The sequence below is a fragment of the Polaromonas sp. genome, assembly GCF_029945895.1.
GTDB lineage: Bacteria > Pseudomonadota > Gammaproteobacteria > Burkholderiales > Burkholderiaceae_C > Polaromonas.
Map to the genome: position 1 here is coordinate 68,238 of NZ_JAQSDL010000076.1, position 25,198 is coordinate 93,435.

Annotated in this window: 20 protein-coding genes; 8 read left to right on the forward strand and 12 right to left on the reverse strand. The window is 63.7% G+C overall.

Annotated features, from left to right (window positions below):
- Positions 1–37: 37 nt before the first annotated feature.
- Together PSV33_RS08790 and gloB are read right to left on the reverse strand one after the other, a co-directional pair.
- Positions 38–1,453 carry a transglycosylase SLT domain-containing protein gene (locus PSV33_RS08790; RefSeq protein WP_300560929.1) on the reverse strand — a complete coding sequence of 472 codons (1,416 nt, stop codon included), beginning with the start codon at positions 1,451–1,453 and terminating at the stop codon, positions 38–40.
- Positions 1,454–1,614: 161 nt separating this feature from the next.
- Positions 1,615–2,466 carry a hydroxyacylglutathione hydrolase gene (gene gloB / locus PSV33_RS08795; protein WP_300560696.1) on the reverse strand — a complete coding sequence of 284 codons (852 nt, stop codon included), beginning with the start codon at positions 2,464–2,466 and terminating at the stop codon, positions 1,615–1,617.
- A gap of 12 nt (positions 2,467–2,478) precedes the next feature.
- On the opposite strand from gloB, the gene PSV33_RS08800 reads away from it, so the two are divergent.
- The 4 genes from PSV33_RS08800 to PSV33_RS08815 all read left to right on the forward strand — a co-directional run bounded on the left by PSV33_RS08800 (position 2,479) and on the right by PSV33_RS08815 (position 8,535).
- Positions 2,479–3,306 (forward strand): methyltransferase domain-containing protein, encoded by an 828-nt coding sequence (locus tag PSV33_RS08800; protein WP_300560698.1) that lies wholly within the window; start codon positions 2,479–2,481, stop codon positions 3,304–3,306.
- A gap of 45 nt (positions 3,307–3,351) precedes the next feature.
- On the forward strand, positions 3,352–3,825 hold the full coding sequence (rnhA, locus tag PSV33_RS08805) for a ribonuclease HI (protein WP_300560699.1): 474 nt from the start codon (positions 3,352–3,354) through the stop codon (positions 3,823–3,825).
- Positions 3,826–4,001: 176 nt separating this feature from the next.
- Positions 4,002–5,348, forward strand: coding sequence for an efflux RND transporter periplasmic adaptor subunit (locus PSV33_RS08810; RefSeq protein ID WP_300560700.1), 1,347 nt, complete (start codon positions 4,002–4,004; stop codon positions 5,346–5,348).
- Positions 5,349–5,379: 31 nt separating this feature from the next.
- Positions 5,380–8,535: an efflux RND transporter permease subunit gene (locus PSV33_RS08815; protein ID WP_300560702.1), complete on the forward strand. Its 3,156-nt coding sequence runs from the start codon at positions 5,380–5,382 to the stop codon at positions 8,533–8,535.
- 179 nt (positions 8,536–8,714) lie between these two features.
- Here PSV33_RS08815 and glp read toward each other — a convergent pair whose 3' ends face one another.
- The 7 genes from glp to PSV33_RS08850 all read right to left on the reverse strand — a co-directional run bounded on the left by glp (position 8,715) and on the right by PSV33_RS08850 (position 15,815).
- A complete protein-coding gene (gene glp, locus PSV33_RS08820) occupies positions 8,715–10,064 on the reverse strand; it encodes a gephyrin-like molybdotransferase Glp (protein WP_300560704.1) in 1,350 nt (449 codons plus the stop codon).
- The gene (gene mobA, locus PSV33_RS08825; RefSeq protein WP_300560706.1) at positions 10,061–10,693 is read right to left on the reverse strand and encodes a molybdenum cofactor guanylyltransferase MobA; all 633 of its coding nucleotides are present in this window, start codon (positions 10,691–10,693) and stop codon (positions 10,061–10,063) included. Before mobA ends, glp begins: the two co-directional genes overlap by 4 nt.
- Before the next feature lie 160 nt (positions 10,694–10,853).
- Positions 10,854–11,981: a GTP 3',8-cyclase MoaA gene (moaA, locus tag PSV33_RS08830; RefSeq protein WP_300560708.1), complete on the reverse strand. Its 1,128-nt coding sequence runs from the start codon at positions 11,979–11,981 to the stop codon at positions 10,854–10,856.
- Between the two features lie 100 nt (positions 11,982–12,081).
- Positions 12,082–12,501, reverse strand: a complete 420-nt coding sequence (locus PSV33_RS08835; protein WP_300560710.1) for a BLUF domain-containing protein — start codon at positions 12,499–12,501, stop codon at positions 12,082–12,084.
- A gap of 72 nt (positions 12,502–12,573) precedes the next feature.
- Complete coding sequence (locus tag PSV33_RS08840) at positions 12,574–13,347, reverse strand: SDR family oxidoreductase (RefSeq protein WP_300560711.1); 774 nt, start codon at positions 13,345–13,347, stop codon at positions 12,574–12,576.
- A 92-nt stretch (positions 13,348–13,439) separates the two neighbouring features.
- Positions 13,440–14,873, reverse strand: coding sequence for an aldehyde dehydrogenase family protein (locus tag PSV33_RS08845; RefSeq protein ID WP_300560712.1), 1,434 nt, complete (start codon positions 14,871–14,873; stop codon positions 13,440–13,442).
- Between the two features lie 123 nt (positions 14,874–14,996).
- Positions 14,997–15,815, reverse strand: coding sequence for a metal-dependent hydrolase (locus tag PSV33_RS08850; protein WP_300560714.1), 819 nt, complete (start codon positions 15,813–15,815; stop codon positions 14,997–14,999).
- 121 nt (positions 15,816–15,936) lie between these two features.
- On the opposite strand from PSV33_RS08850, the gene PSV33_RS08855 reads away from it, so the two are divergent.
- Complete coding sequence (locus tag PSV33_RS08855; RefSeq protein WP_300560716.1) at positions 15,937–16,551, forward strand: TetR/AcrR family transcriptional regulator; 615 nt, start codon at positions 15,937–15,939, stop codon at positions 16,549–16,551.
- Between the two features lie 67 nt (positions 16,552–16,618).
- Here PSV33_RS08855 and PSV33_RS08860 read toward each other — a convergent pair whose 3' ends face one another.
- A complete protein-coding gene (locus PSV33_RS08860) occupies positions 16,619–18,829 on the reverse strand; it encodes a sodium-translocating pyrophosphatase (protein ID WP_300560718.1) in 2,211 nt (736 codons plus the stop codon).
- Between the two features lie 231 nt (positions 18,830–19,060).
- Between PSV33_RS08860 and ppa the strand changes: the two genes are divergently transcribed.
- Positions 19,061–19,606, forward strand: a complete 546-nt coding sequence (gene ppa / locus PSV33_RS08865) for an inorganic diphosphatase (protein ID WP_300560719.1) — start codon at positions 19,061–19,063, stop codon at positions 19,604–19,606.
- 113 nt (positions 19,607–19,719) lie between these two features.
- Here the strand turns inward: ppa and PSV33_RS08870 are convergent, their stop codons facing one another.
- Positions 19,720–20,559, reverse strand: a complete 840-nt coding sequence (locus tag PSV33_RS08870; RefSeq protein ID WP_300560721.1) for an alpha/beta hydrolase — start codon at positions 20,557–20,559, stop codon at positions 19,720–19,722.
- Positions 20,471–22,261: a wax ester/triacylglycerol synthase domain-containing protein gene (locus PSV33_RS08875; protein ID WP_300560723.1), complete on the reverse strand. Its 1,791-nt coding sequence runs from the start codon at positions 22,259–22,261 to the stop codon at positions 20,471–20,473. The genes PSV33_RS08870 and PSV33_RS08875 overlap by 89 nt, the downstream gene beginning before the upstream one ends.
- A 150-nt stretch (positions 22,262–22,411) precedes the next feature.
- On the opposite strand from PSV33_RS08875, the gene PSV33_RS08880 reads away from it, so the two are divergent.
- Both PSV33_RS08880 and PSV33_RS08885 read left to right on the forward strand, forming a co-directional pair.
- Complete coding sequence (locus PSV33_RS08880; protein WP_300560725.1) at positions 22,412–23,095, forward strand: hypothetical protein; 684 nt, start codon at positions 22,412–22,414, stop codon at positions 23,093–23,095.
- Positions 23,096–23,231: 136 nt separating this feature from the next.
- Positions 23,232–25,178, forward strand: a complete 1,947-nt coding sequence (locus PSV33_RS08885) for an MASE3 domain-containing protein (RefSeq protein WP_300560726.1) — start codon at positions 23,232–23,234, stop codon at positions 25,176–25,178.
- Positions 25,179–25,198 lie beyond the last annotated feature (20 nt).

Consider the following 25,198-nt stretch of genomic DNA (forward strand, 5'->3'; position numbering starts at 1 on the left):
GCAGGAGGTGGACCATGACGCCATTTCCCCGGAGCTCCTAGCGCCTCTTGGTCTTGACCACCGCTTTTCCCGGCGCGCGCCGGACCGCCTGGACCTTGGCTTTGCCTGCATGGGGCCTGGCTGTGCTGCCGGCCTTGACGGGCAGAAACACCACCACCTGGTGCCCGAGCTTGAAAGCCGCCGAAGTGCCGACCTTGTTCCACTCGGCAACGGCATCAGGACGCAGGCCGTAGCGCCTGGCGATGCTTGCCACGGTTTCGCCCTTGCGGGCCTTGACGGTGGTTCTGCGCGTGACGATTTCCGGCGCCAGCGTCAGCTGGGCGGTGTCGGCAACCTGGCTGGTCACGTCGGTGTCCATTTTTGCGCTGCGTGACACCATCAGGGTTGACCCTGCCTTGATCAGCATGCGTGGTGGAATGTTGTTGACGCCGCGCAGGTCGGACTCGCTCATGCCGACACGTCTGGCGGCGTCGCTGACGCTCAGGGTCGCCGGGGCGGTCCAGGCGGTCCAGCTGGCGTATTGCCCCTGGGAGTAGGCCTCGAAGTTGCGCTGGAAGATCTTGGCATTGTCCCAGGGCAGCAGGATGTGGGGCATGCCGGCCGCCAGAATCACGGGGCGATGGGCCGACGGGTTGAGGGCCTTGAAGTTGCTGATCTCCACGTCGGCGAGTTTGGCAGCCAGCGCCACATCGATGTCGCGGGTGATCTGGACCTGCTGGAAGTAAGGGTGATTTTCAATCAGTGGCAGCTCGGCGCGGAAATCCTGCGGATTGGCCACGATGTTCTTTACCGCCTGTAGCTTGGGGACATACAGGCGCGTTTCATCGGGCATGCGCAGGTCCTGGTAGCTGGTGCCCAGGCCGTCTTTTTTGTTTCTGGCAATGGCGCGTCCGACGCTGCCTTCGCCCCAGTTGTAGGCGGCCAGAGCCAGATGCCAGTCGCCGAACATGCCGTGGAGTTTTTGCAGGTAGTCGAGTGCTGCGCGGGTCGATGCCAGCACATCACGCCGGTCGTCACGGAAGGCGTTTTGCTTCAAATCGAAGTACTTGCCGGTGGCCGGCATGAACTGCCACATGCCAGCAGCCTTGGCGCTGGAGACGGCTTGCGGGTTGAACGCGCTTTCGATGTAGGGCAGCAGCGCAAGCTCGGTCGGCATGTTGCGCCGCTCCAGTTCCTCGACGATATGGAACAGGTATTTGCTCGAACGCTCCGTCATGCGCTGGATGTAGTCCGGTCGGCTGGCGTACCACTGCTCGCGGTCGGCCACCAGCTCGCCTTCGAGATTGGGCATGGCAAAGCCGCGGCGGATGCGTTCCCACAAATCGGCAGGCGGCTGCAGGCTGGCCACGGTACTGGACGGGGTTTGCGCCGCGCTGATAGGCGACAGGGGGCCGCTGGGGTAGACCGACTGGGACGCCGATGGCGAGGTGCCCAGGACCGGATCGCCGGGCATGCCCAGCTTGCTGTTGCTGCTGGCACAGCCGGCGAGCACGAGCGCGGCCAGGGAAAGGGCGAGGATCCTGAGCGGGGAAAGCAGCCGTACAAGACTGTCAGAAAAAAACGGGGAAGCCGGGAAAGCGGCGGAGGGGGTGAAAAACGCTGGCTGCGGCTCGGTCATTTGAATTGGTTCTTCCACTGCCTGATGGCGGCAAATACGGTGTTGTCGTCATGTGCCGCCGGATCAAAGTGCCGGGCGGCAGCGATGACCGTGGCCTGTCGGGTACGCAAAAAGGGGTTGATCAGCAACTCCTGGGCAATCGAGGTCGGCAAGGTCGGCTCCCCCTTGTCTCTCAAGGCAGCACAGCGTGCATGGTAACCAATCAGCTCGCGGTTGTCAGGTTCTACCGCGAGCGCAAAACGCAGGTTGCTCATCGTGTATTCATGCGTGCAGCAGACGCGGGTGTCGCCGGGGAGGGCGGCGAGACGGTCCAGCGAAGCCAGCATTTGCGCCGGCGTACCTTCGAAAAGGCGGCCGCAACCGCCGGAAAAAAGCGTGTCACCACAAAACAGCAGGGGCCGACCATCCAGGACGGGGCCATCCGGCGCCGGGCCGCCCCAAGCCGGATGAGCCCCCTCGGGGGGCAGCGCATCACGCGAAGCGGAAAGTCTGGGGGCCATGTAAAACGCGATATGGCCGGCGGTGTGGCCTGGCACGTCGATGACCTGGAAATCAAGGTCCAGTGCCCGCACCGTGTCGCCGTCCTGGAGGGGGGTAAAAGGCCGGGGGATGCGCTCACGGGCCGGGCCGAACACCTTCGCGCCGGTGGCGTCGCGCAGCGCATCGACGCCGCCAGTGTGATCGGGGTGGTGGTGCGTGACTAAAATCGACTCTAATTGCAGTTGCCTGTCCTGCAGCATGCGCTGCACGGGCTGTGCGTCGCCCGGATCAACCACCAGGGCGCGTCGGCCGTCGTGCAGAAGCCAGAGGTAGTTGTCGTCAAAAGCAGGGATGGAAATCAGGTACATGCGGCACTCTCGATGGGCTCTCAAATTATAGGTTTCACAAACTGGTTCAAAACCCCGCCCGGCGAGTATTTGCTGGCGTGGGAGCGTGAGCGATTCGACGAGGCCGTGGCAGACATGTTTGGCTACCACGCGCTGCAGCTGGGTCTGCCCGAACTCGACGCGCTGCGCAGCAACCGCATGCCGCACAAGTGGCTGGCTCTGCAGGGCGCCGAGTCAGATCTCTTTGCGGGGCCACCGGCAAGCGGCAACGGCAGTGCGACCCCTGTACCCGGGGCAAGTTCCCCGCGGGTGGCCCTGCTGACCCATTCGGCCGCCTTGCCCTTTCCCGAGAACAGCCTGGACCTGGTGCTGTTGCCGCACACGCTGGAGCTCAGCAGTGATCCCCATGCCACCTTGCGCGAAGTCGAACGGGTGCTCGTGCCTGAGGGCCGCGTGGTGATCAGCGGCCTGAATCCGGCCAGCCTCTGGGGCCTGCGCCAGCGACGCGCGCACTTCTACCGCCGCCTCGGCTACGGCGAACTCTTTTTACCCGAAGCCGGTGAGTTCATCGGCTACTGGCGTCTGCGCGACTGGCTGCGCCTGCTCAGCTTTGAGGTTGAGTCCAGCCGGTTCGGCTGCTACCGGCCGGCCGTGAGCAGGCTTGCATCGCTGGAGCGTTTTGCCTGGATGGACAAGGCCGGCGAACGCTGGTGGCCGATTTTCGGCGCAATGTATTTCCTGGTCGCCGTCAAGCGCGTGCGTGGCATGCGCCTGCTTGAACCCAACTGGAAAACGCAAAAGGCCACCGCTCAGGCCCCTGCGGTCATTGCCAACCAGGTGCGCCGCCCGGAACCCTTTTGAACACTTCCCTTTTTTCAGAACCCCAACCAAGGACTTGCGCAACGCATGACTGATTTTTCGCCAGCCTCAGCCCAACATGTGGTGATTTACACCGACGGCGCCTGCAAGGGCAACCCTGGCCCCGGAGGCTGGGGCGCGATGCTGACCAGCGGCGACACCGTCAAGGAGCTGTTTGGCGGCGAGCTGGGCACGACCAACAACCGCATGGAGATGACCGCGGTTATCGAAGCGCTGGCCGCGCTCAAGCGGCCCTGCCGCGTCACGCTGTACCTGGACAGCGAATATGTGCGCAAGGGCATCACCGAGTGGATCAGCGGCTGGAAGGCACGCGGCTGGCGCACCGCTGCCAAACAGCCCGTGAAAAACATCGACCTCTGGCAGAAGCTCGACGACCTGATCAGCAGCAGTGGCCACACCATCGAATGGCGCTGGGTCAAGGGGCATGCCGGCGACCCCGGCAATGAGCGCGCAGATGCCCTGGCCAACAAGGGTGTGGTTCTGGCTTTGTCCAGGGGCTGACCTTTCCTGTGGCGGCGGTGGGCGGCGAGCGGTGAGCGTTGGGCGGTGCCAATGTAAAGCCGACGTAAATCTGACCCCGATATTGCTCGGGATTTCCTTCAGGTGACGCTGGCGGGACAAACCTGCTGTTACATTGATTGATTGTCAAAGTTCTGATCTTTATCAACCGTCCCCACATGGCATCAAAAGCAATTTATTCTGTCGTTGCCGTGCTCGGCATTGCCGGCCTGTCCGGCGCCGCATGGTGGTACCAGAACAAGGCCAACAGCGCGGTCAAGGCCGCGCCTGCGGGGCAGTCGCAGGCCTCAGCCGGTACCCGGCCGACGGTGGAAGCCGCCAAGGTGACGGTCGTGAAACTGGTGGACGACGCCCAGGCGGTCGGCAGTCTGCGTTCACGCCGCAGCGTGGTGTTGCGCCCGGAGGTCAGTGGTCGCATCACCCAGCTCAATTTCACCGACGGCCAGCGCGTACGCAAGGGGCAGGTGCTGGTGCAGTTTGACGACCAGCTGCCCTTGGCGCAGGTGCAGCAAAGCCAGGCCGAGCTGTCGATCGCCCAGGCCAACCAGAAGCGCAACCAGGAACTGGTCGCGCAGAACTTTGTCAGTCAGCGCTCCCTCGATGAAAGTGCCGCCAACCTGCAGGTGGCGCAGGCCAGGCTCTCGCTGGCGAAGGCCACTGCCGCGAGGCTGAAAATCGTCGCGCCCTTCGACGGCATTGCAGGTATCCGCCAGGTCAATCCCGGGGACTACCTCAAGGATGGGGCCGACATCGTCAATATTGAAGACATCGACGCCGTGTTTGTCGACTTCCGCCTGCCCGAGCGTTTCCAGAACAAGCTCCAGCGCGGTCAGACCGCCCTGGTGGACATGGACGCGCTGCCGGGACGCAAATACACGGCGGTGGTGCAGGCGATCGATCCGCTGATCGACGCCAATGGCCGCTCGGTGGCGGTGCGGGCCTGCATCGACAACCGGCAGCTGCAACTGCGTCCCGGCATGTTTGCCCGCGTCAACGCGGTCTTTGGCGAGCGCAACGACGCCAGGGTCATTCCGGAAGAGGCGCTGGTGCCCCAGGGGGAAAAACAATATGTCATCAAGCTGCTGCCCGGGCCGGAGGCGCAGACCTGGATTGCCCGGCGGGTGGCGGTTCAGGTGGGTATCCGGCGGCCCGGCCAGGCGGAAATCACGGGCGGGCTGGAGCCTGGCGACATGGTGGTCACCACCGGCCAGCAGCGCATTCAGCGCGACGGCATGACCGTGCGTGTGGTGGATCTGGGTCCGTCCACTGCCGCTCGGCCGGCCGACGGTGCGCCCGCCGCTGCACCCGTGGTGGCGGCAGCGCCCGAAGTCCCGCGTGCGCCGGCGGGGAAATCCATGGGTGGTGCCAACCCCTGTCTGGTGGGCATGCGTGAGGCGGGGCGCGCACCTGCGATGTCCGGAGCGGTACGTGGCAGCGCTCCGGCGCCGGTTCCCGCCGAAGCCATGCCCGAAGCCCGGGCCCGGGCGACACGCAAGCCGGCCTGAGTCCGAAGCCATCTCCTGACTGGACCCCCTGATGCAACTGGCAGAAGTCTCGATACGTCGCCCGGTGTTTGCCACCGTGCTGTCCCTGCTGATCGTGCTGATCGGCGCGGTCAGTTTCCAGCGCCTGACGGTGCGCGAGTACCCCAAGATCGACGAGCCGGTGGTGACGGTCAGCGTGCGTTACCCCGGTGCCTCGGCCGAGGTGATCGAATCACAGGTGACCAAGCCGCTGGAAGACTCGATTGCCGGCATCGACGCGGTGGATGTGCTGACTTCGATCAGCCGTGCCGACCAGAGCCAGATTTCCGTGCGTTTCAGGCTCGAGAAAGACGCCGACGCCGCGGCCGCCGAGGTGCGCGACCGCACCTCGCGGGTACGCAACAAGCTGCCGCAGGCCATTGAGGAGCCGGTGATTGCCAAGGTCGAGGCCGATGCGTTTCCCGTGATCTGGCTGGCCTTCACCAGCGACAGCCTGACCCGTCTGCAGATCAACGACCTCGTCAATCGCATCGTCAAGCCGCGCCTGCAAACTGTCACCGGTGTGGCCGATGTGCGCATCTTCGGTGAACGCAAATACGCGATGCGTGTCTGGCTCGACCCCCGGAAAATGGCGGCCTACCGCCTGACCACGCAGGACATCGAGGACGCCATCCGGCGCAGCAACCTGGAGGTTCCCGCTGGCCGCATTGAATCGCAGCAACGCGAGTTCAGCGTGACGTCCGAGACCGGCCTGGTGCGTCCCGAACAGTTCGGCGAGGTGGTGATCCGCAGCGTCAACGGTTTCCCGGTCAAGGTGCGTGATGTGGCGCGTGTCGAGGAAGGTGCGGCAGACGAGCGCAGCGGCGTGCGGCTCAATGGCCGCGCGGCCATCGGGGCCGGCGTGATCCGCCAGGCCACCGCCAACCCGCTGGACCTGTCGCAGGGCGTGCGCAACATGATTCCGCAGCTCAAGGCCGATCTGCCGCCGGAAGTCAACATCGACATCGCCAACGACAACTCGGTGTTCATCGACCGTTCGGTCAGGAACGTCTACCAGACCATCGCCGAAGCCGTGGCGCTGGTGGCCCTCGTGATCTTTGTGTTCCTGCGCACCTTCCGCGCGTCCATCATTCCCATCGTCACCATCCCGGTCAGCCTGGTCGGCACCTTTGCGCTGATGGCGCTGGCGGGCTTCACCATCAACACGCTGACGTTGCTGGCGCTGGTGCTGGCCATCGGGCTGGTGGTCGATGATGCCATCGTGATGCTGGAAAACATCTTCCGTCACATCGAAGAAGGACTGGATCCGTTTTCGGCAGCCATCAAGGGCGCGCGGGAAATCGGTTTTGCCGTGGTCACCATGACGGCGACGCTGGTGGCGGTTTACGCGCCCCTGGCCTTCACCCCCGGGCGCACCGGCCGGCTGTTTGTCGAGTTTGCGCTGGCGCTGGCCGGCGCGGTGGTCGTGTCGGGTTTTGTGGCGTTGACCCTGACGCCCATGCTTTGCGCCAAACTGCTCAAACACAACCCGAAACCGAACGTTTTTGACCGCGGCATGGAGCGCTTTCTCAACGCGGTCTCCAACCGTTACGCCAGCGTGCTGCGCTGGGTACTCACCCGGCGTTACCAGCCGGTGGCTGGCAGGGGCGGCGGCGTCAGGGCGTGGGTGCTGCAGGCGCGCTGGATCGTGGTCGGTGTCATGCTGGCCAGTGCGCTGGCCATCCTGCTTATTTTCCCGACCATGAAGCAGGAGTTGTCGCCGCTGGAAGACCGGGGCACCATCCTGGCCACCGTCAATGCGCCCGATGGCGCCACGCTGGACTACACCAACCGTTATGCCGAGGCGCTGGAGAAAATGGGCCAGCCCTACAAGGAGTTCGACCGGATTTTTGCCAGTATCGGCAACCCCACCGTGTCGCAGGCCAGTGTCATCTACCGCACGGTGGACTGGGACGAACGCAAGCGCAGCACGCTGGAGATGGCGCGTGAACTGCAGCCCAAGTTCGCCAGCCTGCCGGGCGTCACGGCGTTTCCGATCACGCCGCCCTCGCTGGGCCAGGGTTTTCGCGAGCGGCCGCTCAATTTTGTCATCCAGACCTCGGACAGCTACGAAAACCTCAACATCGTGGTCGAACAGTTGCTCGCCGAAATTGCGAAAAACCCGGGCATCCAGTCACCGGTGTCGGACCTGCGCCTGAACAAGCCCGAGCTGCGCATTGACGTCAACCGCGACAAGGCCGCCGATCTGGGTGTCAGTGTGGAAGTGGTGGCCAAGGCGATTGAAACCATGCTGGGCGGGCGCAACGTGACGCGTTACAAGCGCGACGCCGAGCAGTACGACGTGATCGTGCAGACCGAAGCGGGCGGGCGCAGCACGCCGGAAGACATCGAGGGCATTTATGTGCGCGGCCGCAATGACGCCATGATTCCGCTGTCCAGCCTGGTCACGGTGCGCGAAGCGGTCTCGCCGCGCGAGCTCAACCACTTTGGCCAGCGCCGGGCTGCTTCCATCACGGCCAACCTGGCACCCGACTATTCGCTGGGCCAGGCGCTGACCTTCATGAACGGAATTTCGGCCAAGGTGCTCAAGCCCGGCTACAGCACCGACCTCAATGGCACCTCGCGCGAATTCAAGAATTCCCAGGGGGCGCTGGCCATCGTGTTCGTGCTGGCGCTGGTCTTCATTTTCCTGGTGCTGGCCGCGCAGTTCGAGAGTTTCATCGACCCGCTGGTGATCATGCTGTCGGTGCCGCTGTCGATGATCGGTGCGCTGGTTGCGCTCAAGCTGTCAGGCGGCTCGCTCAACGTCTATTCGCAGATCGGGCTGATCACCCTGGTCGGGCTGATCACCAAGCACGGCATCCTGATTGTCGAGTTCACGAATCAGCTGCGCGGGCAGGGCATGGACATGCTGGAGGCGCTGGTCAAGGCGTCTGCGCAGCGCCTGCGCCCCATCCTGATGACCACCGGCGCCATGGTGCTGGGCGCCTTGCCGCTGGCGCTCGCCACCGGGGCGGGCGCGGAAAGCCGCATCCAGATCGGCTGGGTCATCGTGGGCGGCATGTCGCTGGGCACGCTGCTGACGGTGTTCGTGGTGCCGACCATGTACGCGCTGTTTGCCCGCAGCACGATCCCGGGCGCCAACAAGGCGGTGGCGAAGGATGAGCCGGAGGTCCATCATGGGTCTCCGGAATACATCGCCAAGTAAAAAAAGCCTCCCCCTTTTCACGGCGTGTCATGCGCTGCCCACCGAGGGGGCCGCTGCGCCTGCGGTCCGGCGAAGCCGGTTCCGCGTGCGGACCTTTCGTGCTGCTTCTGATCGCTCTGTGGTGTCGAAGGACGGGTTGTTGGCGGACGCGAGCTACGCGCGGTGATCGACCGTGCGGGTCACATCCAGCCGTCGAACATCATCACATCCACCTCGTCGTCTGTGGCGATGTTGCCCTGGCTGTGGTGCAGCACGATCAGACCATTGGCCTGTGCCATGGAGCTGAGCACGCCCGAGCCCTGGTTGCCGGTGGTCCTGACCTGCAGCGAACCGTCGGCGGCGGTGGATACCCAGCCGCGCTGGTACTCGGTGCGGCCCGGCTTCTTGCGCATGGGTTCCAGGCAGCGCGCCTTGAGCAGCGGCGGCGCCGGGTCGATGCATCCCATCATCTGCAGCAGGGCCGGCCGCACAAAAGCCAGAAACGTCACCATCACCGCGACCGGGTTGCCGGGCAGACCGAAGAGAATCGCCCCCACGCTCCCCACTTCCTTCGCATTGCTATTACTTTGGTAGCTGCTTGCGCCCGCATCCATTGGGCTGGAGGTCGATTTCGCTTGAGATATCCGGCCCACCGCCATCGGACGCCCAGGACGCATGGCGATTTTCCAGAAGGCCACGTCGCCGAGCTTTTGCATCATGGCCTTGGTGTAGTCGGCCTCGCCGACGCTGACACCGCCGGACGTGATGATGGCATCGGCCTGCGCCGCAGCGGCTGTGAAAGCTGCTTCCAGCAGGGCCGGCTCGTCGCGCACCACGCCCATGTCGATCACCTCGCATCCCAGCTGCCTGAGCATGCCGAACACCGTGTAGCGGTTGCTGTCGTAGACCGCACCTTCGCGCGGCGCCTCGCCCAGCGACAGGATTTCATCGCCAGTCGAAAAGTAGGCCACCCGCAGCGGACGCAGGGTGCGGACGGTTTTCATGCCCAAAGAGGCCACCAGCCCAAGCCGGGCCGGCGTGAGCAGCTCTCCTTTTGATAGTGCAGCCCGGCCCTGCATGAGGTCCTCGCCGCGCAGCCGGCGGTTGTCACCGGGTTGCAGCAGTCGGGCGGGCAGGGTGATGGCGTCGCCCTGAACGCTGACGAGCTCCTGCGGCACCACGGTGTCCAGCCCGGCCGGCATGATGGCGCCGGTCATGATCTTCACGCACTCGCCGGCGCCGACCGATCCCTGCCAGGCCTTGCCAGCCAGCGCCGTACCCACGACTTTCAGGGTCAGGGCTGTGCCCGCTGCGAGGGCGGCGCCGTGAAAGGCATACCCGTCCATGGCCGAGTTGTCGTGGGGCGGCACGTCAAACGGCGACACCACATCGGTCGCCAGCACGCGGCCCAGCGCCTCGAACAGCGGCAGTTCCGCCACGTCCTGCACCGGTTCCACCAGCTGCGACAGAAAGCGCAGCACATCGGCGGCGGGCAGGGCTTGCGGATCGTAGCCCTCCAGTTCGGCGGCAATCTGGGCGATGGACTTCATGGGCGCAGGGCTTCGAGCTGGTGAAGTTCCGCCAGCGTGTTGGCGTTGAAGAAAGCACGCGGGTCGTCGCCCGGCTGGTTGAAGGGCACAAGCACGGTTTTGTGCTGCGCCGTCCACGCATCGATCTTGCGGCCGCCGCTGGCGGTGAACAGCATCAGGCTTTCCAGCAGGCGGGTGCGCAGCAGGCAGAAAACCGGCTGCGCACGCAACTGGCCGTCTTCCTCGGGGGCGGCGACCACCGCGATGTCGGCATCGTCCCGCACCATCGCCTCGGCAAGGCGGGCGACCAGCTCCTGGCTGAACAGTGGGGTGTCGCAGGGCACGGTCACCAGGTAAGGCGTTTCGCAGCGCTCCATCCCGGTCAGGAAACCTGCGAGAGGGCCGGAAAATTCGCCCAGGCCCGCCGCATCGGGCCAGACCGGCACACCAAACGACTCGTAGGCCGCGAGGTTGCGGTTGGCATTGACCATGACCTCGCCGACCTGTGGGGACAGCCGCAGCAGGGTGTGCAGGGCCAGCGGCACGCCATTGAAGTTCTGCAGACCTTTGTCGGCGCCGCCCATGCGCGAGCCGCGCCCACCCGCCAGGATGATGCCGGTGATTTCTGCGCCGTCTATCGTTTCAACCATGTGATGCAATCTTCGTGATGTTCATAGTGAGCGGTTTCATGGCAGGAGGACATCCCTTTCAAGCCCGGGCCGCGGATCTGGCTTCGCCAGTCCGCAGGCGCAGCGGCCCCCTCGGGGGGCAGAGAGCGACACGCAGTGCGCGAACGTGGGGGCCATATCGCTAGCCACCGATGTAACTCATCTCGACGCGTTTGCCGCCATCGCCCGGCATGGAACTGTCAGGCGGCAGCGCCGCACGCAGCTCCGAATAACGGTCGTTGCGGCCCTGCCAGATGTGGGCGACGGCGCCGGAAATCTGTTCGTCCGAAGAGTTGCCGTCGCGCAGCAGGGCGCGCAGGTCGTGACCCTGGTTGGCGAACAGGCACAAAAACAGCTTGCCCTCGGTGGACAGGCGTGCCCGGTTGCAGTCCCCGCAAAAAGCCTTGGTGACGCTGCTGATCACGCCAATTTCGCCAGCGCCATCGGCGTAACGCCAGCGCTCTGCCGTTTCCCCGAGGTAGTTGGGGTCGATGGCTTCGAGTGGAAATTCCTGCTGCAGGCGCTGGATGACTTCGGCCGAGGGCATGACTTCGTCCATGCGCCAGCCGTTGGTCGCGCCCACGTCCATGTATTCGATAAAACGCAGCACCACACCGGAGTTCCGGAAGTGCCGGGCCATGGGCAGGATCTCGGCGTCGTTGGTGCCGCGCTTGACCACCATGTTGACCTTGATGGGCGCCAGGCCCACCTTGTGTGCCACTTCGATGCCCCTGAGCACGTCGGCGACCGGAAAATCCACATCGTTCATGCGCCGGAACACCGCGTCGTCCAGCCCGTCCAGGCTCACGGTGACCCGCTGCAGGCCCGCGTCTTTCAGGGCCTGGGCCTTTTTGACCAGCAGCGAGCCGTTGGTCGTCAAGGTGATGTCCAGCGGCTTGCCCTGAGGCGTTTCGAGCCGGGCCAGCATGCCGATCAGCACTTCAAGGTGCTTGCGCAGCAGCGGTTCGCCGCCGGTCAGCCGGATTTTTTCGACACCATGCGCGACAAAAATTCTGGTGAGCCGCGTGATCTCTTCAAAACTGAGCAACGAGGTCTGCGGCAAAAACGCATAGTCCTTGTTGAACACCTCGCTGGGCATGCAGTAGCTGCAGCGGAAGTTGCAGCGGTCGGTCACGCTGATGCGCAGGTCGTGCAATGGCCGGGCCAGCGTGTCGGCCAGCAGGCCGGTGGGCGCCTGCAGCTGCGCAGGGATGTGCGGCACGCGCGCGGCGTAACGGATGTCTGCGATGGGGATGATTTTGTCGGTCATGTTGAAAAGGCCCAAGCGGTGAATTTACGCCATTGGCGCGGCCGGGCGAACACCGACCGGCACCCTTGCGTGATCATGCTGGGCAGGCCCATCATGGCGCTCAGCCGAGCCAGCGCACGTTGTCCACGATCTCGTTGAAAAAAGCACGCAACGACGGCACGCTCATGGCATAGGGATCAAAGTCACGGCTTCCCGAATACTTCTGGAAAATCTGGCGGTTTTCTTCCAGTGATGACAGCAGCCCCATGGACCAGCTTCCAAAGCGGCGCTGGGTGATCTCGGAAAAATCCAGGATGGCGGGGTCGCGATGGCGTTCGTCACGCAGCAGCCGGTGGTACAGCGCGTTCACTTCGGCCTTATCGCCCTCCAACTGCTGAAGGAAGATGCCATTGTTCAGACACAACGCGCCGGTCACGCCAACCAGCGCATTGTTTCGTTTGGAGGCGGCGAGAATGTCCTTGACATCGTTGGCACCGAGAACGCCCGCAGTACGGCTGGCATAGGTGAGTTGTACGAGCATTGAGTCCTCCAAATCAATTCAGTTTGTCACAAATGGAAATCCCCCACGGGGCGCTCTCCGTCCTGACAGGAATCAAACGCAGCGCCCGCCATCGACCTCGATACACACGCCGCTGATGAACGCCGCTTCGTCGCTGGCCAGGTAGAGCGCTGCATTGGCGACGTCGAGCGCGGTTGAAAACCGCCCCAACGGAATGCTGGCCAGGAACTTGGCGCGGCGCGCTTCGCCTTCGGGGCCGGTGACCGTGCCGCCCGCAAACTGGGTGGACAGCGCGGTGTCGGGGTTGAACACCGGATTGATGCAGTTCACGCGGATGTTGTCCGGGCCAAGTTCGGCCGCCAGCGACTTCGACGTGGTGATGACCGCGCCCTTGGAACCGTTGTACCAGGTCAGGCCCGGGCGCGGGCGCACGCCGGCGGTGGACGCGATGTTGATGAAACTCCCGCCCCCCTGCGCGCGGAACACCGGCGTGGCGTGAATGGTCGAGAGGTAGATGCTTTTGACGTTGATCGCGTAGCAGCGGTCGAACTCTTCCTCGGTGGTTTCCAGCGCGGGCTGGTTCAAGTGCGTCCAGCCAGCGTTGTTGACCATCACGTCGAGCTTGCCGTGGCGCTGCACGGCAGCGTCCACCAGCGCCTTCATGTCGGCGGTTTTGGTGACGTCGGCCTTGAAGAAAGAGGCCTTGCCGCCGGCCGCCAAGATGTCGGCCACGACTTTTTCGCCGAGCGCGCTGTTGATGTCGTTGACGATGACCTGGGCGCCTTCAGCAGCCAGCCGTTTGGCAATGCCTTCGCCGATGCCGCCGCCGGCGCCGGTGACGATGACGGATTTGTTCTGGAGTCGCATGGTGGTTCCTTGAGTGCTATGAATGTTGTAGCTGTTGGCGCTCGATGGTAAAGGGCTACAGCCTGTTTTATATTGAAAAAGAACGGACGGGTTCAGCCATGCCGGATCGCTACGGTCTTCAGTGTGGTGAAGCCGTACAGGGCCTCAAAACCTTTTTCCCGTCCGTAACCCGAGGACTTGACGCCACCGAAGGGCAGTTCCACGCCGCCGCCGGCGCCGTAGTTGTTGATGAAGACCTGTCCGCTCTGCACACGTTTGGCCATGCGGAACTGGCGGCCGCCGTCGCGGGTCCAGATGCCGGCCACCAGGCCGAACTGCGTGGCGTTGGCGAGTTCGACCGCGTGGTCTTCATCGCGGAAACTCATGGCGCACAGCACCGGGCCGAAGACTTCTTCCTGGGCCACGCGGTGGTTCACGGGCACGTCTCGCAGCAGCGTCGGCGCCTGGTAGAAGCCGGTGTCGGGCGCTTCGTCGACGATCTGTCCCTGAGCCACCATGGGGATGCCGGCCACCTGCGCGTCGCTCAGGAAATCCCAGACGCGCTGCTGCTGGGTCTGCCGGATCAGCGGTCCGACGTCCAGATCCATCGTGGCGGGGCCAACGCGCAGCTTCTCGAAGGCCTGGCCCAGGCGCTCCAGCAGAGGCTCGTAGATGGTTGCATCGACCAGCAGGCGCGAGCCGGCCGAGCAGGTCTGGCCGGCGTTTTGCACGATGGCGTTGACCAGCGCCGGAATGGCGGCGTCGAGATCGGCATCGGCAAAGACGATTTGCGGGCTTTTGCCGCCCAGCTCCAGCGTGACCGGGCAATGGCGCTCGGCTGCCACCTGCTGGATCAAGGTGCCCACCGTCGGGCTACCGGTGAAGCTGATGTGGTGGATGCCCTTGTGGCGGGCCAGGGCGTCACCGACCTCGTGGCCGTAGCCGGTCACGATGTTGATGGCACCGGCCGGAAAGCCGGCCTCGGCCGCGAGTTGGGCCACGCGGATCAAGGACAGGCAAGCGTCTTCGGCCGGCTTGACCACGCAGACGTTGCCTGCGGCCAGCGCACCACCGACGCTGCGGCCGAAAATCTGCATCGGGTAGTTCCACGGGATGATGTGGCCGGTCACGCCGTGCGGCTCGCGCCAGGTCATCACGCTGTAGCCGTCGAGGTAGGGCAGGGTCTCGCCGTGCAGTTTGTCGCAGGCGCCGGCGTAAAACTCGAAATAACGCACCAGCGCGGCGGCGTCGGCTTTGGCCTGTTTGGTCGGTTTGCCGCAATCGCGCTGCTCGATGGCTGCGAGTTCATCGGCATGTTCGGCCACCTTGCGGGACAGGGCCATCAGCAGCCGCCCGCGTTCGGCGGCGCTGACCTTGTGCCAGACGGTGTTCAGGCAGTCATGGGCGGCTTGCACCGCCTGATCGATGTCCTGCGCATTGCTGCGCTGGATCTCGTCGAAGGGCTGACCGTCGGACGGATCGATCACAGGAAGGGTTTTGCCCGAGGCGGAGCGGACCGATGCGTTGGCGATGTAATTGAGTTGCATGCATATGATTTTCCGCGAAAACGCAGCGCCCGCAAAAAATCAGGCCGGAACGGGCTGCAGCCCCTGGTTCGGAACCGCAATGGGCTACGAAATGAATAGCGGCCCAGCCAGGGCCGGCTGGACTTATGCCCCGACCGGCGTGTAGGCGCTGCTGTTGCTGGCCAGCCAGCGCGCCGACAGATCGCTCGCCTGCTGCTTGGGATGAAAGTCCGTGCGCAGATACTCGCGCCAGGGCTTGAAGGTCTGGCGGATCAGACCGCGCTGGCCGAACAGGTAGCTGGCGGCGCTTTTCCAGGTGCTCCACTTCCACAAGGTGCCGTCGTGGGACAGGTTGTTGACGGTCTGGCGCAGGGTATCGGTCAAAAACACAAAGGTGATGCGGCGAAACCATTTGATGCGCCATTCGTGGCTGCCGCCCAGTGCGGTGTACACGTCAAAGGCCGTATTTTTATGTTCAGACTCTTCGGCGCAGTGCCATAGCCACATGGTTTTCAGGCGCGGCTCGCTACCGTCGAGCAGGTCGTGGTTGCTCAGCATCCATTCGGCAAGGATCGCGGTGAAATGTTCATTGGCTGCGGTAATGGCCAGCGCATGGAGCGGGTTGGTGCCCGCCAGCAACCGCATGTTTTTTTCCGCGCGCGGCGCCCAGTCGTTGACTAGGCCCTGCGTTTCGAGGTGCTTGTTGAAGAGACCGTGAATGCGGCGGTGCGTGGCCTCCTGCCCGACAAAACCCTGGACTTCGGCCTTGTACTGGTCCTGCAAGTCGACAGGCAATGCCTTCAGGCCATTGCGCACCGAGTCGATGAAAAACTGCTCACCGACCGGAAAACTCATGGACAGCGCGTTGAAAAAAGCCGTGCGAAACGCATCCCCGGCGCACCAATGCCGCGGCAGGGGTGTCTCAAGGTCTATCAGCAGGCGGCGCACAACCAGTTCGCTCATGTTTTCTCCCTGGGGAAATAATCTGGTACTTGTCGGTACCACTGAGAATGACTATAGGGTGGTGCTGTGGTACTGTCAAGTACCGACATCGTTCTAACTTTGCGTGGAGGGTGCCCCATTCATGTATTCCGAGGACATCTCCGCTGCCGGCATGGAAGCGGCCAGGGCCTACCGTTCCCGTCTGCTCGAAGGCATGGCGCACAGCGTGGCGCTCAAGGGTTATGCCGACACCACCGTGGCCGACATCGTGCGCGAAGCCGGGGTCTCCAAGCGGACGTTTTACGAGTGTTTTTCCACCAAGAAGGACTGCCTGATCGCGCTTTACGTGGCGGCCAGCCACGGCGGGCTCAAGGTGCTCAAGGGCGCCATCGACCCCGGCCGCGACTGGAAGACCCAGGTCGAGCATGCGATGGGCGCCTACCTCGATTGTCTGGCCAGCAACCCGGCGTTGCTGCGCACGCTGTTCATCGAGATCCTCAGCCTGGGTCCCGAGGGGCTGCAGGTGCGGCGCCAGATGAACCAGGAAATGGCCGACTTTGTGGTCCAGGTGGTCAACGCCGGCCATCCGCACACGCCGCAGGACGAAGCGCTGACCGCGACCCTGGCCATGGCCGTCATCGGCGGTATCAACGAGTTGGTGCTGCAGGCCATTGAGAGCAACCGCACGGCCGATTTGCGAACGCTGACCGGACCTTGCAGCGCCCTGGTGCGTGCCGTGCTGGCCGCTCCGCGCTGAACGACAGACAGAAAAAAGCCCGCCGAAGCGGGCCGAAGCAAAGCGTGGCTTTTTCTTCTTTGTTCGTCTATTTCGCCGGTGTTGGCGTGGCTGCGGCGCCCGGTGCCTGCACAGGCGCCGGTGCGGGCATGCCGGGCGCAGTCGGGGTGACGGCCGGTGCACTCACCGCTGCGGGTGCTGCAGCCGGGGTGGCTGGCGCTGCATTGGCATTGCCGCCGTGGAACTTCATCATCAGCGGCACGATCAGCAGCGCCACGATGTTGATGATCTTGATCAGCGGGTTGACCGCCGGGCCGGCCGTGTCCTTGTAGGGGTCGCCCACGGTGTCGCCGGTCACGGCTGCCTTGTGGGTCTCGGAACCCTTGCCGCCGTGGTTGCCGTCTTCGATGTATTTCTTGGCGTTGTCCCAGGCACCGCCGCCGGTACACATGGAGATCGCCACAAACAGGCCGGTCACGATGGTACCCATCAGCAGTCCGCCCAGCGCAGCGGGACCCAGCAACAGGCCGACCAGAATCGGCACCACCACCGGCAGCAGTGAGGGGATCATCATTTCCTTGATGGCGGCCGTTGTCAGCATGTCCACCGCCTTGCCGTATTCGGGCTTGGCCGTGCCTTCCATGATGCCCTTGATCTCGCGGAACTGGCGGCGTACCTCCACCACGACCGCGCCGGCGGCGCGGCCCACGGCTTCCATGGCCATTGCACCGAACAGGTAGGGAATCAGCCCGCCGATAAACAGGCCAATGATCACCATCGGATCGCTGAGGTCAAAACTGATGGCCTTGCCATAGGCTTCGAGCTTGTGCGTGTAGTCGGCAAACAGCACCAGTGCTGCCAGTCCGGCAGAGCCGATGGCGTAACCCTTGGTCACGGCCTTGGTGGTGTTGCCCACCGCGTCCAGCGGATCGGTCACGGCCCGAACTTCGGGGGGCATGTCCGCCATCTCGGCAATACCGCCGGCGTTGTCGGTGATCGGGCCGTAGGCGTCCAATGCCACCACAATGCCGGCCATGCTGAGCATGGAGGTCGCGGCAATAGCAATGCCGTACAGGCCGGCCAGTGTGTAGGAAACCCAGATCGCGATGCAGACACAGATCACCGGCCAGGCGGTCGAGCGCATGGACACGCCGAGACCGGCAATGATGTTGGTGCCGTGGCCGGTGGTCGAGGCCTGCGCAATATGGCGCACCGGGGCGTACTGCGTGCCGGTGTAGTACTCGGTGATCCAGACCAGGGCACCGGTCAGCACCAGGCCCACGGCACAGGCGCCGAACAAGGCCATCTGCGTGCCTGCCGCCTTGATGGCGTTGTCGGGCATCAGCCAGACCGTCACAAAGTAGAAGGCGATCAGCGACAGGCCGCCCGCGACAGCCAGGCCCTTGTACAGCGCCGGCATCACGTTGGTCATGCCGGGTGAGGCCTTGACAAAGAAGCAGCCGATGATGGACGCAATGATGGAGACCGCGCCCAGCGCCAGCGGATAAACCACCGCGCTGGTGCCGGCGCCGGTGACCAGCAGCGCGCCCAGCACCATGGTGGCGATCAGCGTGACGGCATAGGTTTCAAACAGGTCGGCGGCCATGCCGGCGCAGTCGCCCACGTTGTCGCCGACGTTGTCGGCGATCACGGCCGGGTTGCGTGGGTCGTCTTCCGGAATGCCGGCCTCGACCTTGCCCACCAGGTCGGCGCCGACGTCAGCGCCCTTGGTGAAAATGCCGCCGCCCAGTCGCGCAAAGATGGAAATCAGCGAGGAGCCGAAGGCAAAACCGATCAGCGGATTGAGCAGGCTGGCCAGATTGGCATTGGGCGTGTAGTTGCCGTTGCCCACCAGAAACCAGTAAAAGGCTGTCACGCCGAGCAGGCCCAGGCCGACCACCAGCATGCCGGTGATCGCGCCGCCGCGAAAGGCGACATCCAGGGCGGGGCCAATGCCGCGGGTGGCTGCCTGCGCGGTGCGCACATTGGCGCGCACCGAGACGTTCATGCCGATGAAGCCGCAGGCACCCGAGAGCACCGCGCCGACGACAAAACCGATGGCGCTGGGCACGTCAAGAAAGAGGCCGATCAGGATCGCCAGCACGACGCCGACGATGGCAATGGTCTTGTATTGGCGCGCCAGGTAGGCGGCGGCACCGGTTTGAATCGCCGCTGCAATTTCCTGCATGCGCGCGTTGCCTGCGTCCTGGGAAAGAATCCAGCTGCGAGCCCAGAAGCCGTAAGCCACGGCGGCCAGTCCGCAGACGAGCGCAAGAATAAGCGCTGAGTTGCCTGTCATAGAGAGATCTCCTACGTTGTTTTTCGCTTGGAGGGGGCGCCACGCTAGCGGTGCCCCCGCTGCGTTGCTTCCTCGTTGCTCGTGTCCTACGTAGAGACAAGACGATTGGCCAACCTTCGAAATTTAACGCCAAATCGTGACAAGTTCGCGAAGCGTCAGGTCCGAATCAGTAAAATGAGGGTAAATACTGATCAAGCATCCACCTTTTTATTACTTCAACACAAAGAGACCATGTCCCTCGATAAAGTCACCCCCGGAAAAAATGCTCCTGACGCTTTCAATGTGATCATCGAAATCCCGATGAACGCCGACCCGGTCAAGTACGAGGTGGACAAGGAGTCCGGCGCCATTTTTGTGGACCGCTTCATGAGCACGTCCATGCATTACCCGACCAACTACGGTTATGTGCCCAAGACCCTCAGCGGCGACGGCGACCCGGTCGATGTGCTGGTGATCACGCCGGTGCCCCTGATTCCCGGCGTGGTGGTGACCTGCCGCGCGATCGGCATCCTGAAGATGACCGACGAGGCCGGCGAAGACGGCAAGGTGCTGGCCGTGCCGGTGGACAAGAAGTGCTCGCTGTACACCCAGTGGCAAAAGCCTGAAGACATGAACCCGCTGCGCCTGAAAACCATCGCCCACTTTTTTGAGCATTACAAAGACCTCGAAGACGGCAAGTGGGTCAAGATCCAGGGCTGGGAAGGCCCGGACGCGGCGCGCAAGGAAATCACCGACGGCATTGCCAACTACCAGAAAGAGCACCCCGAAGCCGCCTGATTTTCAAGCGTTTTAGCCATCCAGCCCTTGCCAGTCAAGCGCGGAAAGCTATCAAAAAAAGAGCGCCTGCAGTTCAAGCTGCAGGCGCTCTTTTTCTTTTTGAGGGGCGGGGGTCAGGCTGCGCGGGTCGGGTCCGGGTAAATCAGCCCGTGCCAGAACGTGCCCTTGCGCTCAAACGGCTGCCAGCGGCCTTCGGCTTGCGCCAGCCGGTCGGCCACGGCCCACCAGGCGCTCGGGTTCAGGCCCAGGCCGACGTGGCTCGCCACCACTTCGACGTTTTCTGTCTGCGGGTTGTGGGCCGACGGTTTCTGCACGCTGCCTTGCCAGGCCACGATGCCGTCGCTGCGTGAATAAATGCTGGTGGTGGGCACCGGTGGCGCAGCGGGCAGGTCGTAGTTCTCGCTTTCACGCGCCACCTTGCGCCCGCTGGCCAGCTCGTAGATGCGCCAGGCGTTGGTGGAGCGGTGCGAACCGGCAAACGGCGTGCCCAGCGTGATCACGCTGCGCACCATGTGGGGCAGCTCCTTGGCCAGTTCGCGCGCATAGACGCCGCCCAGGCTCCAGCCGATCAGGCTGACCTTGCGGTCGCTTTCCTCGAATGCGCGCCGCACCTGGGCGCGTGCCGCCTCCAGCACGCCCGCGCGCGGGCCGAAATTGAAGCCTTGTTCCCAGCCGCTGGTCTGGTAGCCCAGCGAATCGAGGTAGCGGCGCAGCGGCATGGTCGAGCCGTCGCTGGCCGACAGGCCGGGGAACACCACCACGCTGTGCTGGTCGCCCCTGGGCGCCCGGGCCAGTACCGGCCACGCGGGAAGCAGCGCGCCGAACTCCCAGAAGGCCCGAAACTCCAGCGCCAGCAGCCAGGCGTTAGGTGCCGGACCGTCGTGCAGGTCTGCCCGGGGACCGGGGTTTGATTTTTTGGCTTGTGCGGGCGGTTGGGCGGGAGGCTGTGCCATGACTGGATGCATTGGATGTTTTGGCTTTGTTCTGGATGCTGCTTATCTTGGGTTGAACAGCGCGTCTCACAGAGGGAGACTTCCCTAAAGACGTCCCTGAGGCGACAGCGCGTTCAGGGGTTTTTACGGGGGAAGCCACTGCCGGCGGGCTGGAGGCCACCTTACCCAGCAGCCCCTGCGCCTCGCGGAAAGCGGCCGTTATCGCCGCCGCCAGGTCTTTGGCATGCGGCAAGGCCTTCTTGTCGGCCACGATGCCGAAGTCCACCTGACCGGCGTAGGTCTGGAGGGTGATGTTCAGCGCCAGCCCGTGCATGATGATTGACAGCGGGTGGAAGGTCAGAAACCGGGCGCCCGCCAGGTACAGCGGCACCGGCGGTCCCGGCACATTGGAGATGGCGAGGTTGGCCACCATGGGCAGGCGGCTGGCCATGCCGCTCTTGCCATAGGCGTTCAGCGCCATTTTGGCGGCGCCCCCCACCAGCCAGGGTGCCAGCAGGGAAGGGTAGTCCGTCGGCAGCAGACCCTTGAGCGCGCCCATCGAGGTCTTGACCCGCGCGGTGGAGGCCATGATGGCGTTCATGCGTCTGAGCGGGTTCGCCAGGTGCGTGCCCAGCTCAACCAGGCCCATGCTGACCTGGTTGCCCAGGTTGGATGCATCGCTGGCACCGGCTTCACGCAGCGACACCGGCATGGCGGCCACCAGCGACTTTTTCGGCAGGGTGTGGTGTTGACTCAGGTAGCTGCGCAGCGCGGTCGAGCAGATCCAGAGCAACATGTCGTTCAAGGAGCCGCCGACGGCCTTGCCCATGGCCTTGCATTCAGCCAGCGGCAGAGTGGCAGTGACAAACACCCGGCCCTTGCCAATACCCGTGTTGAAGGGCGTTGGCGGGGCAAGTTTCAGCGGCATTTTGGGCCGTGTGCCCGACGCCGACGCTGCGACGGTTTGCCGCGCCAGGCTGCTGCCCAGGGTGCTGGCCGCCGACGGCAACGTTCTCGCCAGCTTGGCAAGTTGTCCGAGGGAGCTTGAAAACACCGAGCCGATCATTCTGCCGAGCTTGAGGTCAGATTCCAGCCTGCGGCGGCGCGCCGGGTCGGGCGGCGCCACCTCGCGCGGCTCGGGGCCGATATCCAGCATCGCGTTGGCCAGCATCACACCGCCCTTGCCGTCCAGCGCGGCGTGGTGGATTTTCGAGAAGAAGCCCGCCACCACTTTGCCGTCCGGCAGCTTGATGCGGTCAAAGATGTGGAATTCCCAGAGGGGAAAGTTCCGGTCGATCAGTTCGCCATGCAACTGCGCGCACAGCTTGTGCACGGCGGCGAGTGTCATCGGGGCCGCGTCTTTTTGGGTGGGGTCGGCACGCCGAGTTTTGGCCCCCACGCTTGCCACTTCGTGTGCTGTGCTGCCCCCCGGGGGGGGCGTGCTTGCTTGGGGCGGCCCGGCGCGGCGCACATGAAAGTTGATATCCACCGCGTCAGCCTCCACCCACAGTGGATGGCCCAGATCCAGCGGCATGAACACCAGCTTGCGGCTGAACACCGGCGCCAGGTGCATGCGTTTGCCGATGTGGCTTTTGACGGCCTTGTGAAAGCTGCCCCGGAAACCCGCCGGCAGCTCGCACAGGTTCAGGGAACCCACATGCATGGGCATCTCGGGCGTTTCAAGGTAAAGAAAGGTCGCGTCCAGGCCGGTCAGGGTTGTCATGGGTCGTGTCTGTGTCTGTTCTTGCTGGGCAGACCTTAACCGGACGGGGCGCAACGCGACACTAGGGTTTGCCGGGGCACTTCGCCTGACCGGCCGATGCGGCAGATAATGGAATCCCATTGGCCCCAGCCCGCAGGAACGCCTCACACCATGCCCACCCAGACCCGACTTTCCGGCGCCGCCTTGTTCGCTGTGGTTCTGGTGGCGCTGACGGCTTGGGCCGCCTGGCATTTTTATCCTGCAACAACAACCCGCATCGAAACCAGCGTGATGGTGCCCGAGGTTCCGGTCGTCATCCGCACGGAGGGCGGTTTGCTGGAGGTCGCCACGGTGATTGCCCAGGAGCGCTTCACACGGTCGGACACCCGGGAGTTCTGGGGCATTCACCTTGGCACGACGGTGTCGCACATCCAGGCCCCCGTGCACTACCGGTATCACATCGCCCTGGCCAAAGAGTGGCATGTGGTGATCCGTGGCAAGACCTGCATTGTCCAGGCGCCCGCCATCAAGCCCAGCCTGCCTGTGGCCTTTGATACCTCGGTCATGCAGATGTACACCCACAACGGCTGGGCGCGACTGAACAAGCAGGACAATCTGGCGGCGCTTGCCCAGTCCATCACGCCCGAGCTGGAGAAACGCGCACTGTCAGCCGGCTACCAGCAACTGGTGATTGAGCCGGCGCGGCAGACGGTTCGGGAGTTTGTCATGCAGTGGCTGATCAAGGAACAGAAGTGGTCACGCGAGCCCGGCTACATCGTGGAAGTGCTGTTCCCCGGGGAGGTCTTGCAGGTACGGCCGCCGGCCGGTTCGCCCACCCGGGACAGCCCGCTTTGATGGGGTTGCTTCAAATCAAGCAGTGCGGCCGTTTTTTTTCCTGCGGGCATTCCAGGGCTTGGCCGTGCCTTAAACTGAACTGAACTGAACCGAACTGACAATTTGTAAAAAGGCGCAGTAGCATGGAGACGGGCTCGTGATCATTCCCCACGCCAGCTACCGGCGGCCCATGATGCAGGTTTCCGCCCTCTGGCTGCTCAACGTGGCCTTGCTGGTCGCTTTTGCGCTGGTGCCGGCGCTGCATTTTGAGTTGCCTGCTGCGATCAATGTGAATTTGCACTCCTTGCTGGAGACGATCTCGGTCATTGTGTCGGTGCTGGTGTTTTCTGCCGGCTGGTTCACCCTCACGAAGGAAGGTCGCAGCAATGTGGCGCTGCTGTGCACCGTCTTTCTGGGCGTGGCCATTCTTGATTTTTCCCACCTGATTTCCTACGACGGCATGCCGTCGTTCTTCAATCCAAGCCAGGACGGCAAGTCGATCTCGTTTTTTCTGGCGGCACGCCTGCTGGTGGCGGGCGTGTTGCTCGCGATTGCCTTCCAGCCCTGGGACCGCCGCATCGGAAGCACGGAGCGCCACTGGGTGCTGGGCCTGAGCCTGGCGTTTGCGCTGACGATTTCAGCCTATGGGCTGGTCGAGCCGGCCCTCAAGACCTGGTTTTTTGTACCCGGTTCAGGGCTGACCCCGCTCAAGATTGCGGTGGAGTACCTGGTCATCGTTCTCAATCTCGCGGCGGCCACAAGCTTTTACCTGCGCACGCGCGAGCCGCAGCCCTATCCGCTGGTTCCGCTTTTTGCCGCCGCCTGCCTGATGGCCCTGTCGGAACTCTGTTTCACCCTGTATGCCACCTTCCGCGACCAGTATTCAATCCTTGGCCATGTGATCAAGGTGGAGGCGTATCTCTTTGTTTTTCGGGCCATCTTCATCGAGTTCCTGGAAGGGCCTTATCGGCAACTGGAACTTGCGCGGGAGGAACTGGTTGAAAGTGAGGAAAAATACAGGCTGCTGTTTGAAAACGCCCCCGATGCCTACCTGATGGCCGATGCCGATGGTTCCTTTCACACAGCCAACCCGGCGGCTTCCACCATGTTCGGCATTGCGCCCCAGGACCTGTGGCGGATCGGGCGCCAGGATGTGACCAGCGACCCGCGGCTGGCAGGATTTCTCGAGGAGCGCAGCAAGGCCGGTTTTGCGCGGGGGGAGTTGATCCTGCGGCGCAGTGACGGGACCACTTTTCTGGGGGAGCTTTCCTCATCTTCTTACACTGACAGCCGGGGCCGGCAGATGAGCAGTACTTTTATTCGCGACATCACAGCAAAAAGGCAAGCAGAAGAAGACGTCATCAGGCTCAATGCGACGCTGGAACAGCGTGTGCGCGACCGCACCGCGGAGTTGCAGTCGGCTTACCAGGATCTGGAGCGGCTCTCCCACGTGATGGCACACGACCTGCGGTCCCCGCTGCTGGCCATCGAGGGTTTTGCCGGCCTGCTCATGCGCGATGCAAGCCCGTTGCTCGACGAGCGGCAGAAAGGCCACCTGGACAGGATCCATGCGGCTGCGATACGCATGGCTGAAATGATAGACGCGTTGCTTCAATTTGCCGATGTGTCCCGCTCGACGCTGAAGATGCAGACGCTGGATATCGCCGCGATGGCCGACAAGGCGCTTTGGTCCTGCCAGAAACGTGATCCGCAACGCGTGGTCAAGGTCGTGATACAGCGGCCGGTGATGCTCGAAGGCGACGCGCGCATGATCACCCTGGTCATGGAGACCCTGATCGGGACCGCGTGGAAGAACACGGCACGCAACAAGAACGCCGAAATTGTGGTGGGCGCTGAATCAGGCCCTGCAGGCGAGAGGGTCTGTTTTGTCCGATACAACGGCACGGAAACCGACCCGGCGGCCCTCGCTCAGGTGCTCGAAGCTTACCCGTCGCTCCAGACCTCCGGGGAGTCGACGCGCAGCGACATCGTTCTTGACAACATGCGATTGGTGATTGCCCGGCACGGTGGACGGGTGTGGCGCGAGTCCACGCCAGGGCGGGGCGCCATCTTTCGCTTCACGCTGGGTCAGGTGCCGCATTGAGGAGGCGCACCTGGACAGTC

Excerpts from the sequence above, each read along its gene's own strand:
- PSV33_RS08790 (WP_300560929.1), bottom strand. The coding sequence starts at position 1,453 with ATGCCCGGCGATCCGGTCCTGGGCACCTCGCCATCGGCGTCCCAGTCG.
- gloB (WP_300560696.1), bottom strand. The coding sequence starts at position 2,466 with ATGTACCTGATTTCCATCCCTGCTTTTGACGACAACTACCTCTGGCTT.
- PSV33_RS08800 (WP_300560698.1), top strand. The coding sequence starts at position 2,479 with ATGGGCTCTCAAATTATAGGTTTCACAAACTGGTTCAAAACCCCGCCC.
- rnhA (WP_300560699.1), top strand. The coding sequence starts at position 3,352 with ATGACTGATTTTTCGCCAGCCTCAGCCCAACATGTGGTGATTTACACC.
- PSV33_RS08810 (WP_300560700.1), top strand. The coding sequence starts at position 4,002 with ATGGCATCAAAAGCAATTTATTCTGTCGTTGCCGTGCTCGGCATTGCC.
- PSV33_RS08815 (WP_300560702.1), top strand. The coding sequence starts at position 5,380 with ATGCAACTGGCAGAAGTCTCGATACGTCGCCCGGTGTTTGCCACCGTG.
- glp (WP_300560704.1), bottom strand. The coding sequence starts at position 10,064 with ATGAAGTCCATCGCCCAGATTGCCGCCGAACTGGAGGGCTACGATCCG.
- mobA (WP_300560706.1), bottom strand. The coding sequence starts at position 10,693 with ATGGTTGAAACGATAGACGGCGCAGAAATCACCGGCATCATCCTGGCG.
- moaA (WP_300560708.1), bottom strand. The coding sequence starts at position 11,981 with ATGACCGACAAAATCATCCCCATCGCAGACATCCGTTACGCCGCGCGC.
- PSV33_RS08835 (WP_300560710.1), bottom strand. The coding sequence starts at position 12,501 with ATGCTCGTACAACTCACCTATGCCAGCCGTACTGCGGGCGTTCTCGGT.
- PSV33_RS08840 (WP_300560711.1), bottom strand. The coding sequence starts at position 13,347 with ATGCGACTCCAGAACAAATCCGTCATCGTCACCGGCGCCGGCGGCGGC.
- PSV33_RS08845 (WP_300560712.1), bottom strand. The coding sequence starts at position 14,873 with ATGCAACTCAATTACATCGCCAACGCATCGGTCCGCTCCGCCTCGGGC.
- PSV33_RS08850 (WP_300560714.1), bottom strand. The coding sequence starts at position 15,815 with ATGAGCGAACTGGTTGTGCGCCGCCTGCTGATAGACCTTGAGACACCC.
- PSV33_RS08855 (WP_300560716.1), top strand. The coding sequence starts at position 15,937 with ATGTATTCCGAGGACATCTCCGCTGCCGGCATGGAAGCGGCCAGGGCC.
- PSV33_RS08860 (WP_300560718.1), bottom strand. The coding sequence starts at position 18,829 with ATGACAGGCAACTCAGCGCTTATTCTTGCGCTCGTCTGCGGACTGGCC.
- ppa (WP_300560719.1), top strand. The coding sequence starts at position 19,061 with ATGTCCCTCGATAAAGTCACCCCCGGAAAAAATGCTCCTGACGCTTTC.
- PSV33_RS08870 (WP_300560721.1), bottom strand. The coding sequence starts at position 20,559 with ATGGCACAGCCTCCCGCCCAACCGCCCGCACAAGCCAAAAAATCAAAC.
- PSV33_RS08875 (WP_300560723.1), bottom strand. The coding sequence starts at position 22,261 with ATGACAACCCTGACCGGCCTGGACGCGACCTTTCTTTACCTTGAAACG.
- PSV33_RS08880 (WP_300560725.1), top strand. The coding sequence starts at position 22,412 with ATGCCCACCCAGACCCGACTTTCCGGCGCCGCCTTGTTCGCTGTGGTT.